Genomic DNA, 22,089 nt, shown 5'->3' with positions numbered 1-22,089 from the left:
CGGGTGTGGAGCTGGGTGTGTCGCAGGTGCCGGTCGACCGGGTACAGGGGCGTCAGGGCGTGGTGGCAGGCGATACGTCGTGGTCACTCACGTCGCCACGTCGTGCCCGGAAGACTGGCCCGCGCTCGGTGAATCCCTGTTGCGCGACCCCGGATGAGTCCGTTTCGGTGGGTCCGGTGCGTTCGGCGAAGACGTAGGCGGCGCGTTCCCTGGCTGTCGGGGAGAGCGCCACGAAAGCCGAGGTGAGGAAGAGGTACGAGCCCAGGCCGACGGCCAGGGGAAAGATGAACTGCATGGTCGTGGCCCCGGGAAGTTCCCTTCCGGAGGGCGCGACGTGCACGGAGACCGCCAGCATTCCGGTGTAGTGCATGCTGCTGACCGCCGCCCCCATGACGAGGGAGGCCAGCGCGACGGCTCGGGGTGACTTGATGTTGAGCGCCGCCCACAGCGCCGCCGTGGCGGCCACGACAGCAATGGCGACGGAGAAGGCGACCCGCAGCGGGTCGTAGTGGATCGTGCCGTGCAGACGGAGTGCCGCCATGCCGAGGTAGTGCATGCTGGCAACGCCGAGTCCGGTGGCGAACCCGCCGAGCAGCAGCGCCCTGGTCCGGTCACGGCTGTAGCCGACGGCAAAGACGCCGCCGCCGACCACCACCATGGCGCCGAGCAGGCTGAGCAGGGTGAGCGGCACGTTGTAGCGGATGTCGGTGCCGGTCACGCCGAAGCCGAGCATCGCGACGAAGTGCATCGTCCAGATGCCCGAGCCGATGGCGGATGCGGCCGTGATCAGCCAGTTGCGGCGCGAACGGCCGGTTGTGTCGAGTGCCCGCACGGTGCAGCTAAGTCCGAGTGCCGCGCCGATGCATGCCATCGCGTACGACAGCGCAGGTGTCAGCCAGCCGAAGGTGGCGTGGTCCAGGTGTCCCATGGATCGGGGACGCTAGTCGCGATGGGGGCGCGTGCCCGGGGCGCATTTCGAAAGCTGCTGAAATATGACAGAGAGATGTTCCCGAACGATCACACAGTGCTCGAACAGGCTCCCCATTTCCCGATGTTTCGCTCTGTTTCGCTCCGGTGGCAACTACGCGATCATGTCTGTGTGGCTCCTCCCCGTACTGAAGGACGGGGCTTCTCGCTATGCCTGGTTGGCGTTGCGACGGACCAGCCCGGCCCGTAGAACGTTGAGTGCCCCGACCTTGTCGGCATGCGCTTGGTGGCCGCAGCTGACGCAGTGGAACTTCTCCTGTGTGGGCCGGTTCTCCTTCGCGGTGTGCCCGCATTCGGGGCAGGTGCGGGAGGTGTTGCGGGGGTCCACGGCCATCACTTCCCGCCCGGCACTCTCAGCCTTCGCGTTCAAGATCGCGAGGAACACCCCCCGGCGTCGGCGATCGAACGGTTGAGGCTCGCTTTGGCCGCTGCCCCGTTGGGCAGGAAGCCGCCAGGCGTCTCGGGGTCGGGCTTCGGTGCGGGCGCCTGGCTCATGTTGCGGATCGCGAGGTCTTCGTGCGCGATGAAGTCATGCTCACGGACCAGGCCGAGCGCGGTCTTGTGTGCGTGGTCGAGCCGTTGGCGTCGCACCTTGCCGTGCAGGGTCGCGACCTTCTCCACGGCCCGCTGGTGGTTGCGGGTGCGATCCTTGGCCTTGCGGCGTGGGAACCGGGACAGTGCCCGCCGGGCTGCTTCGAGCTTGGCGGCGGCCTTGAGGGCGTGGTGCGGGTTGGGGACGTGTACACCGTTGAAGTCGGTGAGGAACGAAGTTATGCCCAGGTCGATGCCGACCACACTGCCGGTCCTGGGCAGCGGTTCGGGCTGGTCGTGCTCGGCGGTCAGCACGACGAACCACCTACGGCCCTCGCGCTTGACGCTGACGGTCTTGACCTTGCCGACCACCGCGCGGTGCTGATTGACCCTGACGTGCCCGACGCTCTGGAAACGCACTCGCGTGACCGCGTCGTGCGAGGTGGAGTCCCAGCGGCAGCCATCGTCGTCCTTGGGGAAGTCCACCGTGTCGAACCAGTTCACGCCAGGAAAGCGCGGGTAACCGGGCCTGTCCCCGGCCTTGATCGGCCGGAAGAACGCTGCGAACGCCTTGTCCAACCGGCGAAGCGTCGCCTGCTGCCCGCACCACCCGGGCAAAGAACGCCGCGACGCCGACCGGCACCCCGCCACCGCAACGGCACTCCGGTCCTCAAGGTGTTCTTCTCCGCCGAGCACTGCCGCCCCTGCCCGAAGCAGACGTCGTGCGCCAAGCCCCCGTCCGGCCGCCGGGGCAGGGGCATCACCTTCCTGCCCCGCGAACGGCACGAGGCCCTCGAAGCCGTCCGCCAGGCCCAGGAGACCGACAATTGGAAGAACCGTTACGCGATCCGGGCCGGGGTCGAAGGCACGATCTCCCAGGCCGTCCGTGTCACCGGCCTGCGCCGTACCCGCTACCGCGATCTACCCGCGACCCGCCTCGGCCACGTCTTCGCCGCCACCGCGATCAGCCTCATCCGCATCGACCGATAGCTGACCGGCACCCCACTCGGCGGCACCCGCACCTCCCGCCTCGAAGCTCTGATGCTCGCGGCCTGACCACTCGAATCACGCATTCCTCAGCAGAGTCCCGAAGGACGGGATTCCCTGCGAAGATCAGGGATGGCCGATGACCACACACACATCCAGGACTTCTTCACGGCCCGCGCTGCGGACTGGGACACCCGGTTTCCCGACGACGGGCCCGCCTACGCCGCAGCCGTCGACTCCCTCACACTGGGCCCCGGTGACGCAGTGCTGGACGCCGGCTGCGGTACGGGACGGGCGCTGCCCGCCCTGCGCGCGGCCGTGGGACCGCGGGGCACGGCCCTGGGCGTGGACCTCACAGCCGCGATGCTGGAGTCGGCGGTTCGGGCGGGACGCGACCGGAGCGGCGCGCTGCTCCTCGCCGATGTCGCCCGCCTGCCCCTGAGGCCGCAGTCGCTCGACGTGGTGTTCGCGGCTGGGCTGATCTCCCATCTCTCGCATCCCGGACCGGACCTGGCTGAGTTGGCGCGAGTGGTGCGGCCGGGCGGGCAACTGGCCCTCTTCCACCCCATCGGTCGGGCCGCCCTGGCCGCGCGCCACGGCCGCCGGATCACGGACGACGACCTGCGTGCCGAGCACAACCTCCGCCCGCTGCTGGCGCATTCGGGCTGGCGGCTCGAGTCGTACACGGATGAGGACGACCGGTTCCTCGCCCTTGCCGTACGGACGCTCTGACCTGCGAGCGTTCCCCGCTCCTGCTCACTCGGCCGCGGCACCGGGGCGTCGCTCGTGCGGGACCGGACAACCGCGGATGCCCGAGGTGGGGAACGTACCGAGCCCGGAAACCTCGTAGCCGTCCGGGTAGCCCTTGATCTCCGGGTTCTGCCGGGCGAAGTGCGGGGTGGTACGGGGCGGCAGCAGTCGCACGGCCCGTGCCCTCAGGCGCAGAGCGCCACGGGTGAAGTTTCGGGTCACGGAGCCCGGGCGTTCGTAGCGGAATGCCCGCAGCAGCGAATCATCGAGCAGCGCGACGGCGGCCTTCCGCGCAATGGGAGCGAAGGGACGCGGATACCAGGAGCCCATCAGGTCCAGCGTGGCGTCGGAGACGCGGCGTCCCCCTTCGTCCCAGCCGAAGTGCTCGGCCTCATAGGTGTCGAGGGTGCGCTCGAAGTCCTCGTACGTCTCCGGCAGGTCCTTGATGCCCATATGGGCACCCAGGGTCCGGTAATAGGCGGCACACGCCCGGAGTTCGTGGTCGGACAGCCGGCGCCAGCCGTAGCTGTCCAGCCACCGCTTCGGGGTGACGACGAAGGTGCACAGCACATAGCGCATGTCGTCGTTGCTGATGTCGTAGCTGCGGTGCATCTGATTGATTCGGCGGATGGCCGTGCGCCCCGGGTCGCTCTCGAAGCCGTGCTCCACGACCGTGTCCAGGAGCAGTGCGGTGTCGTCGTAGCGCTTTTGCGAACGGTTCGTCAGCTCGGCTGTCTCTGCGAGGAGTCTGCCGATACTGGGGACTGCATAGGTACGATACAGGGCGAGTTCGAGAGCACGGGTGATGTCCCAGGGAAACTCGTAGGTCGCCGTGATCCGGTAGATGCGGAGGAAGTCCCGTTCCGGATCGAGGCGCTGAATCTCCTTCAGCCGGTCGTACCGCTTCACCGTGCTGCCCCCCTATTCTCGGTCGAAGGTCCAACTCTACGTCGGCGGGGAAGACCGTCAGTGTGTACGAGCAAGTCATGCGCTCACGGTTCCTCGGAAGGCGGTCTTCATGATCGGCATAATCGGCAGCCTGCGGAAAGTTGCGTCCTCCGACCGGAAGGGCGCGCGGTCAGCAGCACCTCTCAGGGAAGACCGGCACAGGCAGCACAATCTGTTCGAGGCGGCAGCCACCTATGTCTCGGCATCCGTGGAGGACGATCAGGCGCGGATCGACGAGGCGAGCGGCTGGGTGTCGCCCGAGGCGCTCTCCTTCGGTGTGAGCGAGCTGGCCTGCCGGGCCGTCATCGCGCTGGCCCGCGAGCGCGACGAGTCGCCGCAGGCAGTGGCCCGTACGCTCCTCGGCCTGCCCGCCGACTGAGGCCCGCCGTCCACCGGACCGCGGGCCCACGTATTCCCTCCTTGTCCGGGACCACGTCTTCCCTTGTCAGGGCCTCGACGAGCGGGTTATCGACTCGTTAAGGTGCGCCGACGGACAACCATGACGGACGAGGAGGGTGCCGTGGCCGGGACGAGCGACACAGTCGCCGACGACGACGCACTGTATGTGCTCACCGCGATGCTGCTGACACCTGCGCAGTTCCCGAGCGTGCTCGGTGACGACTACCCCGCCGCGTGTGCGGCGCTCGCACTCGAACCGTACGACGAGGGATACGGGCTGGTCCTCGGCCAGGACGGCAGTGGTGCGCGCTGGACCGTCGTCGTCGAGGACGTGTTGCTGGTCGCTGTCGCGATCGCGGCCTGGGACTGCGGAATGGAGTACGACCTCTCCCCCGACGACCGTTCGGTGGTCTGCGCGCTGCCCGGCTGGCCCCTCGCGGTCGGGGTCGCCGCTCCGGGAGTGGCTGCCCCGCACGATCCGCTGCCGGACCCGGAGGCCGAGGGCACCGATCCGGCGCCGCTGGCCCCGCCCGACACGGATTCGTGGGGCCCGGCCCAGCGGCGCATGGGTGCGGACGAGATAGCGCACCAGTGGGTGGCTTGGCGCGAGCAGATCGACGACGAGACGGTCTTCATCACTCCGGGTGGGGCGGACGGTGCCGGGGGCGACGACGGCGACGTCGAGAAGGACGGTGCCGTTGCCGAGCCCGGGGGCGAGGACCAGGACGACGACGAGCTCAACGCTGCAGCCAAGGTTGAACCTACAGCTGAGGTGGACGTCGAGGCCGACTCTGCGGCTGGAGGTACGGGCGACGCCGAGACTGGAGCCGAGGTCGACGTCGAGGCCGAGAGCGACGGGTCCGACGCCACCGCCGAGAACCCCGCGAAGGACACACCGTCCGGAGCGCACCCCGGTGTACGGCGGGCGCTCGCGGAGGCGCGTGCCTATGTGGACACCCCGCCGCCGCCCGGCCGCGTCCGGTCCTCCTTCGCCACGGGCGACGCTCGAATGCTGCGCGCCGACGGCCCCGGCTGGTCACTGGTCGCCAGGACCGATGACATCGCCTTCATCCTGCTGGACGAGGAACCGGGCGAGGTGCTGCCGGTCGGGCGCGGCACGCAACTGCCCGGCCTGTTGAAGGAACTGGACGCGCTCGCAGTACGGCCGAGCTGAGCGCGGCTGTCGGTGCGCGGCTGCAGACCGACAGCCGACCAACCGACCGAAGGCGCGGTCCAACCACGTCGCCGACGCGTTCCGGACTACACGCGCTCCAGCGCCCGATGCGGCCCGACAGGCAGCTCGACCTCGATCGGGTCGCCCGGCCGGACGACTCCGCCGACCGTGACGATGCCCATGATCCCGGCCTTGCGCACGATCCGGCCCGCCTCGTCCCGGCCGACGACCCGCTTGAGGAGCCCGTCCTGAAAGTTGTCGATCTGCAGGCATGGGTTGCGCAGGCCGGTGACCTCGACAACCGCCTCGTCGCCGAGGTGCAGCAGAGTGCCGACGGGCAGGGCAAGGAGATCGACACCCCTGGTGGTGACGTTCTCCCCGAGATCGCCCGGGGCGACCTCGAACCCGGCTGCTCCCAATTCGCCGAACAGCTCCTCGTGGATGAGGTGAACCTGGCGCAGATTCGGCTGGGTGGGATCCTGTGCGACGCGGGACCGGTGCTTGACCGTGGCTCCCGCGTGCGCATCTCCCTCCACGCCGAGCCCGGCCAGCAGAGTGATACTCCGGCGGTTCGGCTTGGTGAAGGAATACTCCTCATTACTGCTCACCACGGTCACTGTCCCGCTCACAGCGGAGCCCCCCTGTTTCAGCATGTGGTCAGCGGCCTATTTCCTTGCGGGTGATCCTGCGGAGCCTGCGTCGCTGGCTGGGATCCAGCAGCAGATACGCAACCGCCGGAACTCCGATCAGGACCAGCAGCGACAGCCAGAATCCGATGAACGGCATCAGGATGACTGCCGCAACGACTCCCCCGATGGCGATCTTTGCGCTGTTCGACATCGTCCACGCCTCCTTCGCGGCCCGAGGCCGCTCCTGCTGTGAGAACGCCTGTGCCCGCCCATCGGTTCCAGCCGGCCGAAGTCCTCACCTGAGGGGTTCGCCGACCTCGTGCATGTGCTGGAGCGCCTGCCGGTAGGACTCGATCAGTCCGGTCTCCGTGTACGGCATGCCGAGCGCCTCGCAGTGGGCGCGCACCATGGGCTGTACCAGACGCAGATGCGGTCGGGGCATGCTCGGGAAGAGGTGGTGCTCGATCTGGTAGTTGAGCCCGCCGAGGAACCAGTCGGTGAGGATGCCGCCGCGTACATTGCGCGAGGTGAGTACCTGACGCTGGAGGTGGCCCCAACGGTCGCCGTCGGGATCGGGCATCTCCATGCCCTTGTGGTTCGGTGCAAAGGCCATGCCCAGGTGGAGCCCGAACAGCGCATGGTGCAACAGGGCAAAGACAACGGCCTTCCCCGGGGACATGACAGTAAGCAGCAGTGTCGCGTAGAGACCGAGGTGAGCGACCAGAAGCAGTGCCGAGAGGATGCGTTCCCGGGCGGGCTGCTGCCGCAGGTACTGGAAGCCGGAGATCTTGAGCGCGATGCCTTCGAGGAGCAGCATCGGGAAGAACAGCCGGGCCTGGTGGCGGGTGAGCCAGCGGGCGAAGCCTTCGCGCTGGGCGGCCTGCTTCTGGGTCCATACCAGAGCGCCGACGCCGACGTCCGGGTCCTTGTCGATGTGATTGGGGTTGGCGTGGTGGCGTACGTGCTTGTCGTTCCACCATGCCTCGTTCATGCCGAGCAGCAGGTTGGCGTGCACCAGGCCGATGGCCCGGCTCGCCCTGCGGTCGCCGGATATCTGGGCGTGTCCGGCGTCGTGTCCGACGAATGCGGTGCGGGACCAGAAGATCGCCAGTGGCAATGCGAGCAGCAGGGTCCACCAGGTGTTGCCGAGGAGGAACATGCCGGTGAGCACGGCACCCAGTGCCACCAGGTTGGTGGCGATGCCCATCGCGTACCAGCCGGTGCGCCGCTCCAGGAGTCCCTGCCCCTTGACCGCGCGCAGAAGGGGCGCGAAGTCGCTTCCCTGGCTCTGGGCAATTCCGGCACCGCCGGCACCTACAGCAGTTCCCGCACCGTCACGGGTGCCTTCCACGGCGGTGGCTACGGCCTGGGGCATTGGGTCTCCGGTCTCTGGAAAGCTGCGCTGACCTGTAGAAACGTACGGTAACCAGAGGTGTGGCAACCATGGCGCCACCACCCGGCATTTCCGGGGGTAAGCCCCCTCCCCCCAGGGGGGTGCTGGCTACACCCCTGGGCACGCCACGCGCAGTCGTGCCCAGCAGCCGAGCAGGGCGGCCGAGCCATCCGGAAGTGGGCTGGATCACGGCGATTCCGCTCACGCGGGTGCGCATCGGTGGAGTACTCTCGGCGACTCGACCCCACTAGTCAAATTTGAGGAATTCGGCATCGCTGTGCACAGGCTCCCTGCGGCAACGCTCTCCGAGATCTCCGCACTCTCCAGCTGCTCCGTGGTCTTCCTGCCCGCGGATCCCTCCCGCACCGGCCGTATCGCCTTCTGGTGTCCGGACGGCAGCAGTCCGCCCGATGGTCCCGGTTCCGTCGAGGAGCTGACCGTCGTCGGCGCCGACGCCCGAACGTACGCCGTACCGGCGCTGCTGCTTCCGGTCCGGGACGCACTGCCCGTACTGACGCGGGCGCGGTCCTCGGCGCATGCCTCCGGCGCCGCCGCTTTCTGGGGTGCCGCTGCGCTGCTCGCTCTGCAACTCGCCGCCCGTGGCTTGCTGTTGCCAGGACTGAGTACGACGGATCACGATGCCTGGCGGGCCGGGCCGCTGACCGCCGACGATCAGTCGCGGATCCGTACACTCGCGGCCTCGATGCCGCCCCTGGCCCACGCGGTGCCGCTCGACAAAACCGCGCAGCCCGTGCTGCTGCCCGATCCCGAGCTGCTACTGCGCGCGTTCCTCGACGCGGTGGCGGACGGCCTGCCGCGCACCCCCGCCGCGGCCTTCGCCACCGGCGGCCCGGCGTTCGCCGTCGACGCACCACAGCATCTGCCCGGTCAACGGGCCTGGGCCACCGATGTCGCGGCCGGGCACGATGCGGGCGTCCGGCTCTCGCTGCGGATGGAGGTGTCCGGGCTGACAGCTCCGGGCGAGGACGACGAGCCGACCGCCGGGCCGTCCTTCCGGGCTGTTCTGCAGATCCACAGCGTCAGCGATCCCGCGCTGGTGGCCGATGCCGCCGAGGTCTGGGCGGGGTCCGCGCCGACCGCTGCCGCCTTCGGCCCCCGGGCCCGGATGGATGCCCTTCTGGCGCTGCGCCGGGCCGCCCGTGCCTGGCCACCGCTGACTCCTTTGTTGTCGGCCGCAGTGCCCGACTCCATCGAACCGGCCGACGAAGAGCTGGGCGAACTTCTCGGCCCCGCCGGACGGGCACTCGCCGCGACCGGGGTCCAGGTCCACTGGCCCAAGGAACTGGCCCGCAAGCTCACCGCACGTGCGGTGATCGGTCCACCCGACGACGGGGACAGTCAGGAGCACCAGGGGTTCGTCCGCACCGGCTCGGACACGCCGCCGCTCCTGTCGGCCGATGCGCTGCTTACGTTCAACTGGTGGTTCGCGCTGGGCGACCAGAAGCTCAGCCGCGCCGAGCTGGACCGCCTGGCCGAGGCCAACAGGCCGGTGGTGCGGCTGCGCGACCAGTGGGTGCTGATCGACCCCGAGGCGGCACAGCGCGCCCGCGAGACCCAGGACCGCAAGGTCACTCCGATCGATGCGCTCGGAGCCGTGCTGACCGGTTCCACCGAGGTCGGCGGCCGTCGGGTCGGCGTCCGGGCCACCGGCTGGCTGGAGCAGCTGCGCCGCCGGTTGGCCGACCCGGAGTCCGGCGGGCAGCAGGGTGGACAGCAGACGGTCGGTCAGCCCCCTGCGCTCACCGCCACACTGCGCGACTACCAGCTGCGCGGCCTGAACTGGCTGCACACCATGACTTCGCTCGGCCTCGGTGGATGTCTCGCCGACGACATGGGGCTCGGCAAGACGATCACACTCATCGCTCTGCATCTCCACCGCCAGAGCATCGAATCGGCCGCAGGGCCGACGCTCGTGGTCTGCCCGACCTCGCTCATGGGGAACTGGCAGCGGGAGATCGAGAAGTTCGCGCCCGGTACGCCGGTACGCCGCTTCCACGGCGGATCGCGCAGCCTGGCCGACCTGGTGGACGGCGAGTTCGTCCTCACCACGTACGGCACGATGCGGCTGGACGCGGCGAAGCTCGCGGAGATCCGGTGGGGCATGGTGGTCGCCGACGAGGCGCAGCACGTCAAGAACCCGTACTCGGCAACGGCCAAGCAGCTGCGGACAATCGGCGCACAGGCACGCGTCGCGCTCACCGGCACCCCCGTGGAGAACAACCTGTCCGAGCTGTGGGCGATCCTCGACTGGACGACGCCCGGCCTGCTGGGCCGGCTAGGCACCTTCCGTACCCGCTATGCGCGGACCGCGGAGGGCGGCGACCCGGCGGCGGCCGAGCGGCTCGCCGCGCTGGTGCGGCCGTTCCTGCTGCGACGTCGCAAATCGGATCCGGGCATCGCCCCCGAGCTGCCGCCGAAGACCGAGACCGACCGCGCGGTGTCACTGACGGCGGAACAGACGGGGCTGTACGAAGCGGTGGTGCGGGAGACGCTGGCCGCGATCTCCGGCGCCGACGGCTTCGCCCGGCGGGGCCTTGTCGTGAAGCTGCTGACGGCCCTGAAGCAGATCTGCAACCACCCGGCGCAGTATCTCAAGGAGAAGGAGCCTCGGATCGAGGACCGTTCGGGAAAGGTGGAGCTGCTGGACGAGTTGCTCGACACGATCCTGACGGAGGACGCGAGTGTGCTCGTGTTCACCCAGTACGTGCAGATGGCCCGGCTGCTCGAACAGCACCTGGCGGCGCGCGGGGTGCGCACGCAGTTCCTGCACGGCGGTACGCCGGTCGCGGAGCGGGAGGCGATGGTGAACCGCTTCCAGGCGGGCGAGGCCCCGGTCTTCCTGCTGTCGCTGAAGGCGGCCGGCACCGGACTCAATCTCACCAGGGCGGGCCATGTCGTGCACTTCGACCGGTGGTGGAACCCGGCGGTGGAGGCGCAGGCCACCGACCGCGCGTACCGGATCGGGCAGACCCAGCCGGTACAGGTGCACCGGCTGATCGCCGAGGGCACCATCGAGGACCGGATCGCCGACATGCTGGCCCGCAAGCAGGGACTGGCGGACGCGGTGCTCGGCTCGGGCGAGGCGGCGCTGACCGAACTGACGGATGCGGAACTGGCCGATCTGGTGGAGCTGCGAGGGGGCACGCGATGAGCGACGAATACGACAGTGTGAGCTACGACCGTGAAGGATACGAAGGCGACGGGAGCGATGCCCCGGCGCCGGTACAGGAACGTACCTTCGCCGCGCTGGCGCCCGCGCATGGCCGCGGCTTCGCGGAGTCCTGGTGGGGCCGGGCATGGCTGAAGGCCCTGGAGGACACCGCGTTGGACGGTGAACAGCTCAAGAAGGGGCGGAGGTTCGCCCGCGAGGGCCGGGTCGGTGCGGTTTCCGTGCGGCCCGGCCGGATCACCGCGGTCGTCCGGGACCGGGACTCGTCCACGTACCGAAGTGATGTGCTCCTCCAGGAGCTGAACGAGGCGGAGTGGGAACGGTTCCTGGACATGGCCGTCGACAGAGCGGGGCACATTGCGGCGCTTCTCGACCGCGAGATGCCGCCGCACCTGGTGGAGGACGCTGCGGCGGCAGGTGTGGAACTGCTGCCGGGGATCGGCGATCTGGACCCGGAGTGCACCTGCGAGGCGTGGGACCACTGCCCGCACACTGCTGCCCTGTGCTACCAGGTGGCGCGGCTGCTGGATCAGGATCCGTTCGTCCTGCTGCTCATACGGGGGCGCGGCGAGCGGAGGCTCCTGGACGAACTCCAGGTGCGCATCGCGGCCCGCGCCGAGGGGCACGGGCCGTTCGGCCCTGCCGCCCTCTCCGACGGGTCCGCTGCCGCCGGCACCAAGGCGAAGGACCGTGGCGTACGGGCGGACGAGGCTTTCGCCGCGCGCGACATCCTGCCCCCGCTGCCCCCTCCCCCGCCGCTGCCCGCAGAGCCCGGCCCTGCGCCGTCGCTGGACACGGAGACCCAACCGGAACCCGGCGTCGACCCAGCGGTACTGGAGTTGCTGGCGACGGACAGTGCGGCGCGCGCCCACCGGATGCTGGCGGACGCTCTCTCCCTCGGCCATGAACAGCAGTCGCTGCCGACCGGTTTGACGCCGCAGCAGGATGCCGTGCGGCTGGTCGCGAACACCCGGCCCGAGCCCTGGATCGCGACACGGCTGGCAGCCGGATCGGGACGGTCGCGAGCCGAACTCGATGCGGCGGTGCGTGCCTGGCAGTACGGCGGGGCGGCTGCGCTCACCGTGCTGGATGAGGAGTGGACGCCGGATCCGGAGTCTCTGGCCAGGGCCCGGGCCCGGCTCGCCGAGGCTTGGGAGGAGGGCGAGCAGCCCCGGCTGCGGTGGGCGGGCAATCGCTGGACCGCTGTCGAAGACGGTGTACAGCTGCGGTACGGGCGGGACGGGCGCTGGTGGCCGTACCGCAAGGAGAGCGGGCGCTGGGTCCCGGCAGGTCCGGCGGATGACGATCCGGCGGCGGCGCTGGCAGGCTCAAGCGTGTCGGACGACTGAGGTCGTCATCGGGGCCGATCGGCGGCGAACGGGCGGGGACCGGGCAGGACGCCCGGCCCCCGCCCGTCGTCACGTTCCGCCCTTGCGTTCAACTCGATGTGACCGTGCATCGAGGGAGAGGCGGAACCTGGTGGCCGCACGCGCTGTTGGTCCCTCAGGAGGCCTCGTGTCCACGCGTGTTGTGCGCCGTCCTCCTGCCGCTCGCCCTGCTCGAAGACGCCCCTCCTGGAGCCTCCCCGCAGCCTGTCGAGCCCGACGACCGGCGGTCGGCGCCGACGGCGGCGCGTACACGACACCATCCAGGCTTTCTCGGTTGTTGAGCCCGCATTCCCCGCTCGCCATCCCCGCACCCGGTTCCTCTCGGCAAGCCGGGCCCTGTGCCGGGGTCGTCCGCGTCCGTGATCCGGCGGCTCACCCCGCGCACACACCCGGATTCGGGCTCCTGCCATCTTCCGCCACTCACGCGACGCCCGTACGGTAGGGCGCGCGAGACGCTCGGCCGTACATCGGCGAACACCTTCCGGTCATCGGACAAAGGGAGTCACGGGGTGTCGGGGGATTCGAGCAGCGGTCTGTTACACGATGCCATCGGGCTGCGCGAAGTCCTTTTCCAGAGCATCACGGCGATGGCGCCGGCCGCCGCCATCGCCGCGTCCATTCCGGCCGGAGCCGCGTTCGCGGGCGGCAGTCTGCCGCTGTCCGTGGTGGTGGCACTGGTCGCCTGCCTGTTCACCGCTTCGTGTGTCGCGGAGCTGGCGCGCCATCTGCCGGCTGCCGGTTCGGTAGCCACCTACTCGGCGCAGGGGCTGCATCCGGCCATCGGCTTTCTCGTCGGCTGGGGCTATGTCTTCGTCGAAGCGCTGGTGCCCGCGCTGTTACTTCTTCAGCTCGGCTTCACCACGGCGGGCACACTGCACCAGGAGTGGTCGTCCTACCCGTCGGGCCTGTGGTGGCCGTGGTCGCTGCTGGGCGCGTTGTTCATCGCGCTCGCCGGGTATTTCGGAGTCCGGGCCTCCGCCCGGTTCGGAACCGTGCTCGGCATCTTCGAGGTGCTCGTCTTCGTCGCCTTCGCCGTACTGCTCATAGAGCACGCAGGATCGGACAACACCCTGTCGGTGTTCGGCACTTCGCACACCGCGGACGGCTTCGGCGGCATCAGCGGTATTTTCGCCGGTTCGGTCTACACCGTGCTGGCCTTCTCCGGCTTCGAAGCCGCGGCACCACTCGCCGAGGAAACGAAGAACCCTCGGCGCACGATGCGGCGTGCGGTGCTCGGCGCGGCACTCTCCATCGGTCTGGTGTACGTCCTCACCACCTATGCGATGTCTGTGTACTTCGGGCCCGACAGGTTCGCCGGATTCGGCGCTTCGGGCGCGGCGTCGTGGGAAGGCGTGGCCCGCGCCTCGTTCGGGCTGTTCTGGGTGCTGCTCTTCCTCGCCGTGGTCAACTCGACCGTGGCCAACGCCAATGCGTGCGCCAATGTGTCGACCCGGACGGCGTTCGCCCTCGGCCGCATCGGGGTGTTCCCGCAGGCCTTCGCGCGGCTTCATCCGCGCCGCCGCTCCCCCGTCACCGGAGTGGCCGTGCAGTTCGTGATCGCGGTCGGCGTGGCGCTCGGACTGGGTTTCGCCTACGACCCCGTGACCGCCTTCGTGCTGCTGGCCACCGTGATCGTGACCGTGATCACCGGTGTGTACATCATCGTGAACCTGGCCTGCGCCGGATACTTCCTGCGCCGACGGCGCGACGCGCTCAGCCCCGTACTCCATCTGCTCTTCCCGGTACTCGGCATCGCGGCGTTCGTCCCCGCGCTGCTGACGGCCGCCGGGATTCCGGCCTTCGAATTCGTCTCCGAGCTGAGTGCGCCCGTCTCGTACGCCGGTCCGGTCGTCGGTGTCTGGATGCTGATCGGGATCGTTGTGCTGGCGGTGCTGCTGCGCAGACATCCTGAGCGGGTGGCACAGACCGGACGGATCCATCTTGACGACGCCCCAGAGCCGGCCGGGGAACCCGAGACAGGAGCAGTGCAGCGATGAACGACCCCCGAATCCTGACCGTCCGCCCCAAGGAGGGCGAGTACGCCTGGACCTTCGGCGGAGCGGCGCCGGTCGCCCGTATCGAGCCGGGGACGTTCCTCGATGTGTATACGGAGGACTGCTTCGCCGGCCGGGTGCGCTCCGAGAAGGACCTGGTCTCCGCGGTCTGCGAATTCCCTTTCCTCAATCCGCAGACCGGTCCCTTCCATGTGGTGGGTGCGGAGCCCGGCGACACGGTCGCGGTGCATTTCGTGTCCGTCGAACCGGCCAGGGACTGGGCCGCCTCGACGACCGTGCCTCTCTTCGGGGCCCTCACCTCCACGCACACCACGGCGTCACTGCAGGCTCCGCTGCCCGAGGTGGTGTGGATGTGGCAGCTCGACCGGGCGCGCCGCACCTGTCTGTTCAGCGCCAGGGACAGTGACATCCAGGTGGAGCTGCCGATGGATCCGATGCACGGCACGGTCGGGGTGGCGCCGGCCAATCTGGAGGTAAGGTCCGCGCTGGTGCCCGACGCGCACGGCGGGAACATGGACACACCCGAGATGAGGGCGGGCGTCACCTGTTATCTGGGCGTCAACGTCGAGGGTGCGCTGCTGAGCCTCGGGGACGGTCATGCCCGTCAGGGCGAGGGCGAGACCTGCGGGGTCGCTGTGGAATGCGCGATGAACACGGTGGTGCTGGTCGAGTTGCTGAAGGGTGTCACGACACCGTGGCCGCGGATCGAGTCCGACACCCATCTGATGTCGACCGGCTCCGCCCGTCCGCTCGAAGATGCCTTCCGTATCTCGCAGTTGGACCTGGTGCAGTGGCTGGCGCGCGACTACGGCCTGTCCGAACTAGATGCCTATCAGCTGATCAGCCAGGCCGGTGAGGCGCCATTGGCCAATGTGTGCGACACCAACTACACCTGTGTGGCGAAGATCCGCAAAAAGTGGCTGCCCGCAGGCGATCCCCATCGCGGGCTCCACCGTCATCTGCGGGAGACTGCGACACTGCTGTCCAGCCCCTGACCCCCTTCCCCCCAGGAGTGTTCATGCACCGCAGAAGGATCCTTCAGGGCGCCGCCGCGACGGCGGCCGCCACGCTCATCCCGGCCTCCGCCCGCGCCGCGGCTTCCACGGCGGCAGGCGACACCGACTATCCGCTCGCACACTGGACTCCCGCGTCCACGTCCAACTGCACGGCGTCGAGCCGCCCTTCGACCTATCCCATCCAGTACGTGATCATCCATGTCACCCAGGAGACGTTTCCGAACACGATCGGGATCTTCCAGAATCCGGCGAAACAGGTCTCCGCGCACTATGTGGTGCGCTCGGCGGACGGCTATGTCGCCCAGTGTGTCCGGGAGCAGAACATCGCCTGGCATGCGGGCAACTGGGACTACAACACGCGCAGCATCGGCATCGAGCACGAGGGCTGGGTGGACCAGCCCTCGTACTTCACCAACGCCATGTACGAGAAGTCGGCACTGCTGACCGCCTCGGTCTGCGACCGTTACAGCATCCCCAAGGACCGCGCGCACATCCTCGGCCATGCCCAGGTCCCTGGCACCGACCACACCGATCCCGGCCCGAACTGGGACTGGGTGCGCTACATCCGTCTCGTCAATCTCTACGGAACCGGCTGACGCCCCTTCGCCGCCGCCTCCGATTGCTCTCCGCACCGTGGTTGTCGCAGACGTCGACTGCGGCCACGATGGGGTGTGCACGACGCCCCTGAACGGGAGGGTGAGTTGACGGATCCCTGGGTGGCCCTGGCAGCCGATACGGACCCCGGTGAACGGCTCGGCCAACTGCAGCACGCACACGAGGTGTTCACCACGGCCGGACGGCTGGAGCGGCCGGTTCGGCCGGTGGTCGGCGAGTCGTGGCGGCGTTCGGCCCGGGCCCGGGTCAGCCCGGACGGTACGGCCCTGGTCGAGCTGGGCACGGACGACCTCGGGCCGTACCGGGACGGGCATCCCCTGGCCCCCGCCATGCCGCTGATCCGCGAGCTGATGAGCGCGTACGCGACGGACGGCGAACATCTTCTCGCGGTGTGCGACGCGCACGGCAGACTGCTGTGGGTCGAAGGACACGCGTTGACCCGACGGGCCGCGAGCCGGATGAACTTCGTGGAGGGCGCCCGCTGGGCCGAGTCCGTGGCCGGGACGAACGCGCCGGGCACTGCCATCGCCGTCGACCGGCCGGTGCAGGTCTTCGCCGCCGAGCACTTCCTGCGGCCGGTCCAGCAGTGGACGTGCGCGGCGGCGCCGCTCCACGACCCGCACACGGGACGGGTCCTGGGCGCCGTGGACATCACCGGTGGGGACCGGCTCGCGCATCCGCACAGCCTGGCGTTCGTGCAGGCGGTGGCACGTGCCGCCGAGTCGCAGCTGGCACTCCTCGCGCCCTCGTCGGCCGGGGAGACCATCCAGCTCAGTGCGCTCGGCCGGGACGGGGCCCTGCTCGTCGCGGGAGGCCGCAAGATCCCGCTCAGCAGGCGGCACAGCGAGATCCTGGTGACGCTGGCCCGCCACCCCGAGGGCCTCGGCGGCGACGAACTTTTTGTCGAGCTGTACGAGGACGAGTCGGTGACCCCGGTAACGCTGCGGGCCGAACTCTCGCGACTGCGGCGACTGCTCGGCCCCGAACTCCTCCTTTCCCGCCCCTACCGTCTTTCCGCGCCGGTCGACGCCGATTTCGACACGGTGGCGCGCAGACTGGCATCCGGAGCGGTGGCGGCGGCACTCAGCGCCTACGCGGGTCCGCTGCTGCCGGGCTCACAGGCACCATCTGTCATCCGCCTGCGGCGCCGGCTCGACGAGCAGCTGCGGGCAGCGCTCATCGCTCGCGCTGACCCGGGGCTGCTGGCAGACTGGGCGTACAGCCCATGGGGCGAGGACGATCTCCCGGTCTGGCAGGCGTTCGCCGCGGCCGTACCCGCGGGACAGCGGCCCGCGCTCCTCGCCAGAGCCCGGGCACTGGACGCCGAGCAGCGGTAGCCGCTCCCCCGCCGCCCACGCAACGGGGTTGCAACGTCGCGCTGCCTACCCTCACGCCGAGGGCCGTCCAACGGCGGGCGGCACCGGATCCGGGAGGCCACAGAGATGACCCGTTACGCTGCGCCGGGCACCGAGGGCGCCATCGTCTCGTACGAGTCCCGCTACGACCACTGGATCGGCGGCGCGTACGTCCCGCCCGCCCGTGGCCAGTACTTCGAGAACCCCAGCCCCGTCAACGGCCGCCCCTTCACCGAGATCGCCCGCGGCAGTGCCGAGGACGTCGAACGGGCCCTGGACGCGGCACACGCCGCGGCCCCCGCATGGGGAGCCACCGCGGCAGGCGACCGCGCCTCGGTCCTCAACAGGATCGCCGACCGGATGGATGCGCACCTGCAGGAACTGGCGGTCGCCGAAAGCTGGGACAACGGCAAGCCGGTACGCGAGACCCTGGCCGCCGACATCCCTCTGGCCATCGACCACTTCCGCTACTTCGCCGGTGCGCTGCGCGCTCAGGAGGGATCGCTCAGCGAGATCGACGACGACACGATCGCGTACCACTTCCACGAGCCGCTGGGCGTCGTCGCGCAGATCATTCCGTGGAACTTCCCCATCCTGATGGCGACCTGGAAGCTGGCCCCGGCGCTCGCGGCGGGCAACGCGGTGGTCCTCAAACCGGCCGAACAGACCCCGGCCTCCATCCATGTATGGCTGAAGCTGGTGGCCGACCTCCTTCCGCCCGGCGTCGTCAACATCGTCAACGGCTTCGGCGCGGAGGCTGGCAAGCCTCTCGCCTCCAGCCCCCGTGTCGCGAAGATCGCCTTCACCGGTGAGACCACCACGGGGCGGCTGATCATGCAGTACGCCTCCGAGAACATCAAGCCGGTGACGCTCGAACTGGGCGGCAAGTCGCCGAACATCTTCTTCGACGACGTGTGGAACGCGGACGACGACTTCCGCGACAAGGCCCTCGAAGGCTTCACCATGTTCGCCCTCAACCAGGGCGAGGTCTGCACCTGTCCGTCGCGCGCACTGATCCAGCGCGGGCACTACAGCGAATTCCTGGAGGCGGGCATCGCCCGCACCGAGAAGATCGTGCCCGGACACCCGCTGGACACGGACACGATGATCGGCGCCCAGGCCTCCAACGATCAGCTGCAGAAGATCCTTTCGTACCTGGACATCGGCCAGCAGGAGGGCGCGAAGGTCCTCACGGGCGGTCAGAGGATCGAGTACGACGGGGAGCTGGCGGGTGGCTACTACGTCCAGCCGACCATCTTCGAGGGCGACAACCGCATGCGGGTCTTCCAGGAGGAGATCTTCGGCCCGGTCGTGGCGGTCACGTCCTTCTGCGACTTCGACGACGCGATCGAAACGGCGAACGACACGCTGTACGGCCTCGGGGCGGGCGTATGGACCCGTGACATCAACACCGCGTACCGGGCGGGCCGTGCCATCCAGGCAGGCAGGGTCTGGACGAACTGCTACCACGCGTACCCGGCCCATGCCGCCTTCGGCGGCTACAAGCAGTCGGGGATCGGCCGCGAGAACCACAAGATGATGCTGGAGCACTACCAGCAGACGAAGAATCTTCTGGTGTCGTACTCACCGAAGAAGCTCGGCTTCTTCTAGAGGCACAAGAAAAGGCGCCTGACCTGGGCTTTTACCCGTCAGGCGCCTTTCGCTAGGCCCTATTGCAGCAGGGCCCGGATTATGCTGTAACTCCCAGTTCCTCCCACTCCCATCCCGCTCCCGACCAGCGCTTCCGGACCAGTCACGGACCAAAATTCAGGATCACACCTCAGGCGCAGGGCGCTGGCTGACGCGGTCCCACTCGTCCATGGACTGCTCGATGAGGCGGTTGGCCTGTTCCCGAACGCCGTCCAGGAACTTGGCGTAGTGACGAAAGAGGACCTCGATGCTCTGGCCCGCGCGACGAGCGCATTCGGCCGGGTCGACACCGGCATACAGCCAGAATGAGATCCCGGCGTGCCGGAGGTCGTAGGGCCGCTTGGCCAGACCAGAGGCGAGTTCCGTCCGGGTCAGGACCTGCTCCCTCGCCCGCGCCCACGTCGTGCCATATGCTGCAGTGTCCACATAGTTGCCGACCTGGTTTCGGAACAGTCGGCCGTCCGATGCGACGCCGAACCGTTTGATGTGCGCGCGGAGGATGCGCACGAACTGCGGTGGGATGGGCACCGGCCGGGTCGTGGTAGCTGTACGGCGTTTCAGGGAGTGCACCTCGTGCACTGCGCCGTCGTCCGTCCATTCCTTTCCCGCGGTGACGACGCCGCCCGACAGGTTGAGCATCCCCCACCCGGTCTTGGGCAGGTGGCACTGCTCGAGCCGGAGGTGAATGACCTCCGCCGGCCGCATGGCCGCGTAGTACATACAGCCGAAGAACGCTTCAAGGTGCGGACCGCGCCCGCGCTGCTGGGCAACCGCCGCGAGCAGTCGGACGACCTGGGTCGGATTGGGGACGGCGGCAGGATCCACCTCCTCGTTAACCGCTGGCGCGTTCCATCTGAGGCCGTTTAGGGGGTTCTCCGCGAAGTACCCCTTTTCGACTGCTGCGTTGAGCACTTCGCTGAGTGCGGCCCGCTTACGTCGTGCTGTCTTGGCCGCAGCCGGCTTGCCGTCAAGCTTTCGGCACAGGGCATCCAGCGCCCGTCGCATCACATCGGCTTCCGCAATAGCGCTGACGGGCAGGGAGTTTCGACTAATCCAGTCCAGCGCCTTCCGCCACTGAACCGCCCCGGCTCGAATGGAGACTCGATTTCATGAAAGGATCGAGTCATGGCACGACCTTCCCGTTACCCGCTTGAGCTCCGCCGCCGCGCGGTGCGCATGGTCGCCGAGGTGCGCGACGACTACCCGAACGAGACGGCCGCTCTGCAGGCGGTGACCGAGAAGCTCGGTATCGGGTCCCGCGAAACACTGCGGAACTGGCTGAAGCAGCACGAGATCGACGCAGGCACGCGGCCGGGGACGACGACGGAGGAGTCCGCTCAGCTCAAGGCGTTGAAGAAGGAGAATGCCGAACTCAAGCGGGCGAATGAGATCCTGAAGGCCGCGGCGAGTTTCTTTGCGGCCGAGCTCGACCGGCCACACACACGCTCGTAGCGTTCATCGACGAGCACCGGGACCGCTTCGGCGGCGTCGAGCCGATCTGCAGGACGCTCACCGAGCACGACTGCAAGATCGCCCCTTCAACCGACTACGCCAACAAGAAACGACAGGCCGCTCCGTCAACACGTTCAGTGCGGGACGCGGAGCTCAAGGAGCTGATCAGCCAGGTCCACACCGCCAACTACCGTGTCTACGGGGCCCGGAAGATCTGGCGCGAGCTGAACCGGCAGGGGCATACCGCAGCCCGTTGCACCGTCGAGCGTCTCATGCGCGAACTCGGCATCCAGGGCGCGATCCGCGGCAAACGCGTGATCACCACGCTCCCCGGCGGGCAGGTCGACCGGGCCCCGGACCGCCTCGACCGTGACTTCGTCGCCCAGGCCCCGAACCGGTGCTGGGTGGCGGACTTCACCCACATCAAGACCTGGTCCGGCGTCGTCTATGTCGCGTTCGTCTTGGATACCTTCTCCCGCCGGATCGTCGGCTGGTCGGCCGCCACCGTGAAGGAGACCGTCTTCGTCCTGGACGCCCTGGAGATGGCCATCTGGCAACGTGACCGCGACCAACACCCCATACAGCCAGGTGAGTTGATCCATCACTCGGACGCCGGGTCGCAGTACACGAGTTTCAGGCTCGCCGAGCATCTGGACGCCGCCGACATTGCCGCCTCCATCGGCTCGGTCGGCGATGCCTACGACAATGCCCTGATGGAGAGCGCGATCGGCCTGTACAAAACCGAGTTGATCAAACCCCAGCGGCCCTGGAAGACACTCTCCCAGGTCGAGCTCGCCACCGCCGAGTGGGCCGACTGGTACAACCATCGCCGGCTCCACGGAGAGATAGGGCACATCCCACCCGTCGAGTACGAAACCAACTACTACACGGAACTCACGAAACCCCAGGTCACAACCACAATCTGAGATCTCTACCGAACCCTGGGCGGTTCAGAAGGACCTGGCCCGGAACAAGGCTGCACTGGAAGTGATGGGAAAAGCTTCCGCGCTCTTGGAAATGATCTCCGAGAGCGCGGACTGAAGCACGCGGCCGACCCGGTGGTGCACACCGCGTTCACCGGTGTCGAGGACCGGCTGGGCATCACAGCCGAGTGCCGGCTGACCGGCCGCTCCAGGGCCACCCACTACCGCAGGCTGAAGCCCCCGGCGGCCCGCACACCTCGCACCCGCGTCCAGGTGCAACCGTCGGCTCTGACGGGCGAAGAGCGTGCTGGCCGGACCGGCCAGGGGCATCTGGTACCACGCCTATGTCGTCATCGACATCTTCAGCCGCTACATCGTCGGCCACACCGTCGAACGTGCCGAATCTGCCGAGCGCGCCGAGGAGTTGATCCGGGAGGCCATCGCGCGCAACGGCATCGTGCCCGAGACCGTGCACGCCGACCGAGGCACCTCCATGACCAGCAAGAAGGTCTCCCAGCTGCTGATCGACCTCGGCATCACCCGCAGTCACTCACGCCCCGAGGTCTCCAACGACAACCCCTACAGCGAAGCCCAGTTCAAGACCACCAAGTACATGGCCGACTACCCCAATGCCGCGTAGTTAAGCGGTTCCGGGCGCCTGCAAGGGGTGTTGACCTGCGGATTCGC

At 68.7% G+C, this 22,089-nt stretch carries 18 protein-coding genes and 2 pseudogenes; 13 read left to right on the top strand and 7 right to left on the bottom strand.

Translation table 11 applies throughout. The features are described from left to right. Window positions 1-52: 52 nt before the first annotated feature. A complete protein-coding gene (locus NRF20_RS44550) occupies window positions 53-928 on the bottom strand; it encodes an MHYT domain-containing protein (RefSeq protein WP_398633199.1) in 876 nt (291 codons plus the stop codon). Window positions 929-1,135: 207 nt separating this feature from the next. Further along, window positions 1,136-2,118 (bottom strand): annotated as a pseudogene (locus NRF20_RS44545) (RNA-guided endonuclease InsQ/TnpB family protein); the annotation flags it as partial. Here NRF20_RS44545 and NRF20_RS44540 point away from each other — a divergent pair. Both NRF20_RS44540 and NRF20_RS44535 read left to right on the top strand, forming a co-directional pair. Next, a complete protein-coding gene (locus NRF20_RS44540) occupies window positions 2,113-2,508 on the top strand; it encodes a transposase (RefSeq protein WP_398633253.1) in 396 nt (131 codons plus the stop codon). The pseudogene NRF20_RS44545 and the gene NRF20_RS44540 sit on opposite strands and share 6 nt — an antisense overlap. Window positions 2,509-2,637: 129 nt before the next feature. Next, window positions 2,638-3,237, top strand: coding sequence for a class I SAM-dependent methyltransferase (locus NRF20_RS44535; protein ID WP_398633198.1), 600 nt, complete (start codon window positions 2,638-2,640; stop codon window positions 3,235-3,237). A gap of 24 nt (window positions 3,238-3,261) precedes the next feature. Here the strand turns inward: NRF20_RS44535 and NRF20_RS44530 are convergent, their stop codons facing one another. Next, window positions 3,262-4,164, bottom strand: a complete 903-nt coding sequence (locus tag NRF20_RS44530) for an oxygenase MpaB family protein (protein WP_398633197.1) — start codon at window positions 4,162-4,164, stop codon at window positions 3,262-3,264. Between the two features lie 109 nt (window positions 4,165-4,273). Here NRF20_RS44530 and NRF20_RS44525 point away from each other — a divergent pair, with 109 nt between their 5' ends. Further along, entirely contained in the window at window positions 4,274-4,582 is a 309-nt protein-coding gene (locus NRF20_RS44525; RefSeq protein WP_398633196.1) for a hypothetical protein, read from the top strand. Window positions 4,583-4,702: 120 nt separating this feature from the next. Continuing rightward, complete coding sequence (locus NRF20_RS44520; RefSeq protein ID WP_398633195.1) at window positions 4,703-5,776, top strand: hypothetical protein; 1,074 nt, start codon at window positions 4,703-4,705, stop codon at window positions 5,774-5,776. Window positions 5,777-5,862: 86 nt separating this feature from the next. Here the strand turns inward: NRF20_RS44520 and NRF20_RS44515 are convergent, their stop codons facing one another. The 3 genes from NRF20_RS44515 to NRF20_RS44505 all read right to left on the bottom strand — a co-directional run bounded on the left by NRF20_RS44515 (window position 5,863) and on the right by NRF20_RS44505 (window position 7,780). After that, window positions 5,863-6,393: an MOSC domain-containing protein gene (locus NRF20_RS44515; RefSeq protein WP_398633252.1), complete on the bottom strand. Its 531-nt coding sequence runs from the start codon at window positions 6,391-6,393 to the stop codon at window positions 5,863-5,865. A gap of 40 nt (window positions 6,394-6,433) precedes the next feature. After that, the gene (locus tag NRF20_RS44510; RefSeq protein ID WP_114248565.1) at window positions 6,434-6,616 is read right to left on the bottom strand and encodes a hypothetical protein; all 183 of its coding nucleotides are present in this window, start codon (window positions 6,614-6,616) and stop codon (window positions 6,434-6,436) included. Window positions 6,617-6,700: 84 nt separating this feature from the next. After that, window positions 6,701-7,780, bottom strand: coding sequence for a fatty acid desaturase family protein (locus NRF20_RS44505; RefSeq protein ID WP_398633194.1), 1,080 nt, complete (start codon window positions 7,778-7,780; stop codon window positions 6,701-6,703). Between the two features lie 295 nt (window positions 7,781-8,075). Here NRF20_RS44505 and NRF20_RS44500 point away from each other — a divergent pair, with 295 nt between their 5' ends. From NRF20_RS44500 to NRF20_RS44470, 7 genes are all read left to right on the top strand, one after another. Then, window positions 8,076-10,970, top strand: a complete 2,895-nt coding sequence (locus NRF20_RS44500; RefSeq protein ID WP_398633193.1) for a DEAD/DEAH box helicase — start codon at window positions 8,076-8,078, stop codon at window positions 10,968-10,970. After that, a complete protein-coding gene (locus NRF20_RS44495; RefSeq protein WP_413754397.1) occupies window positions 10,967-12,337 on the top strand; it encodes an SWF or SNF family helicase in 1,371 nt (456 codons plus the stop codon). The genes NRF20_RS44500 and NRF20_RS44495 overlap by 4 nt, the downstream gene beginning before the upstream one ends. Window positions 12,338-12,885: 548 nt before the next feature. Beyond that, complete coding sequence (locus NRF20_RS44490; RefSeq protein WP_413754396.1) at window positions 12,886-14,373, top strand: APC family permease; 1,488 nt, start codon at window positions 12,886-12,888, stop codon at window positions 14,371-14,373. Continuing rightward, on the top strand, window positions 14,370-15,386 hold the full coding sequence (locus NRF20_RS44485; protein ID WP_413754395.1) for an acetamidase/formamidase family protein: 1,017 nt from the start codon (window positions 14,370-14,372) through the stop codon (window positions 15,384-15,386). The genes NRF20_RS44490 and NRF20_RS44485 overlap by 4 nt, the downstream gene beginning before the upstream one ends. A 23-nt stretch (window positions 15,387-15,409) precedes the next feature. Further along, window positions 15,410-16,003 (top strand): N-acetylmuramoyl-L-alanine amidase, encoded by a 594-nt coding sequence (locus tag NRF20_RS44480; protein WP_398633189.1) that lies wholly within the window; start codon window positions 15,410-15,412, stop codon window positions 16,001-16,003. A gap of 105 nt (window positions 16,004-16,108) precedes the next feature. Continuing rightward, window positions 16,109-17,359 (top strand): GAF domain-containing protein, encoded by a 1,251-nt coding sequence (locus NRF20_RS44475; RefSeq protein ID WP_413754394.1) that lies wholly within the window; start codon window positions 16,109-16,111, stop codon window positions 17,357-17,359. A 105-nt stretch (window positions 17,360-17,464) separates the two neighbouring features. After that, a complete protein-coding gene (locus NRF20_RS44470) occupies window positions 17,465-18,988 on the top strand; it encodes an aldehyde dehydrogenase family protein (RefSeq protein ID WP_413754393.1) in 1,524 nt (507 codons plus the stop codon). A gap of 162 nt (window positions 18,989-19,150) precedes the next feature. Here NRF20_RS44470 and NRF20_RS44465 read toward each other — a convergent pair whose 3' ends face one another. Beyond that, window positions 19,151-20,032 carry a tyrosine-type recombinase/integrase gene (locus NRF20_RS44465; RefSeq protein ID WP_413754392.1) on the bottom strand — a complete coding sequence of 294 codons (882 nt, stop codon included), beginning with the start codon at window positions 20,030-20,032 and terminating at the stop codon, window positions 19,151-19,153. A gap of 120 nt (window positions 20,033-20,152) precedes the next feature. Between NRF20_RS44465 and NRF20_RS44460 the strand changes: the two genes are divergently transcribed. Both NRF20_RS44460 and NRF20_RS44455 read left to right on the top strand, forming a co-directional pair. Beyond that, window positions 20,153-21,405 (top strand): IS3 family transposase gene (locus NRF20_RS44460; protein WP_413754391.1). Its coding sequence is split into 2 segments (ribosomal slippage): window positions 20,153-20,435 and window positions 20,435-21,405, totalling 1,254 coding nucleotides; the frame shifts between segments, so codons are not numbered across the junction. Window positions 21,406-21,709: 304 nt separating this feature from the next. Further along, a pseudogene (locus NRF20_RS44455) lies at window positions 21,710-22,033 on the top strand (transposase); the annotation flags it as partial. Window positions 22,034-22,089 lie beyond the last annotated feature (56 nt).

The organism is Streptomyces sp. R-74717, from assembly GCF_047305335.1.
GTDB lineage: Bacteria > Actinomycetota > Actinomycetes > Streptomycetales > Streptomycetaceae > Streptomyces > Streptomyces atratus.
The sequence above is the reverse complement of the archived record's forward strand: the minus strand, read 5'-3'. Positions and strand labels throughout refer to the sequence as shown.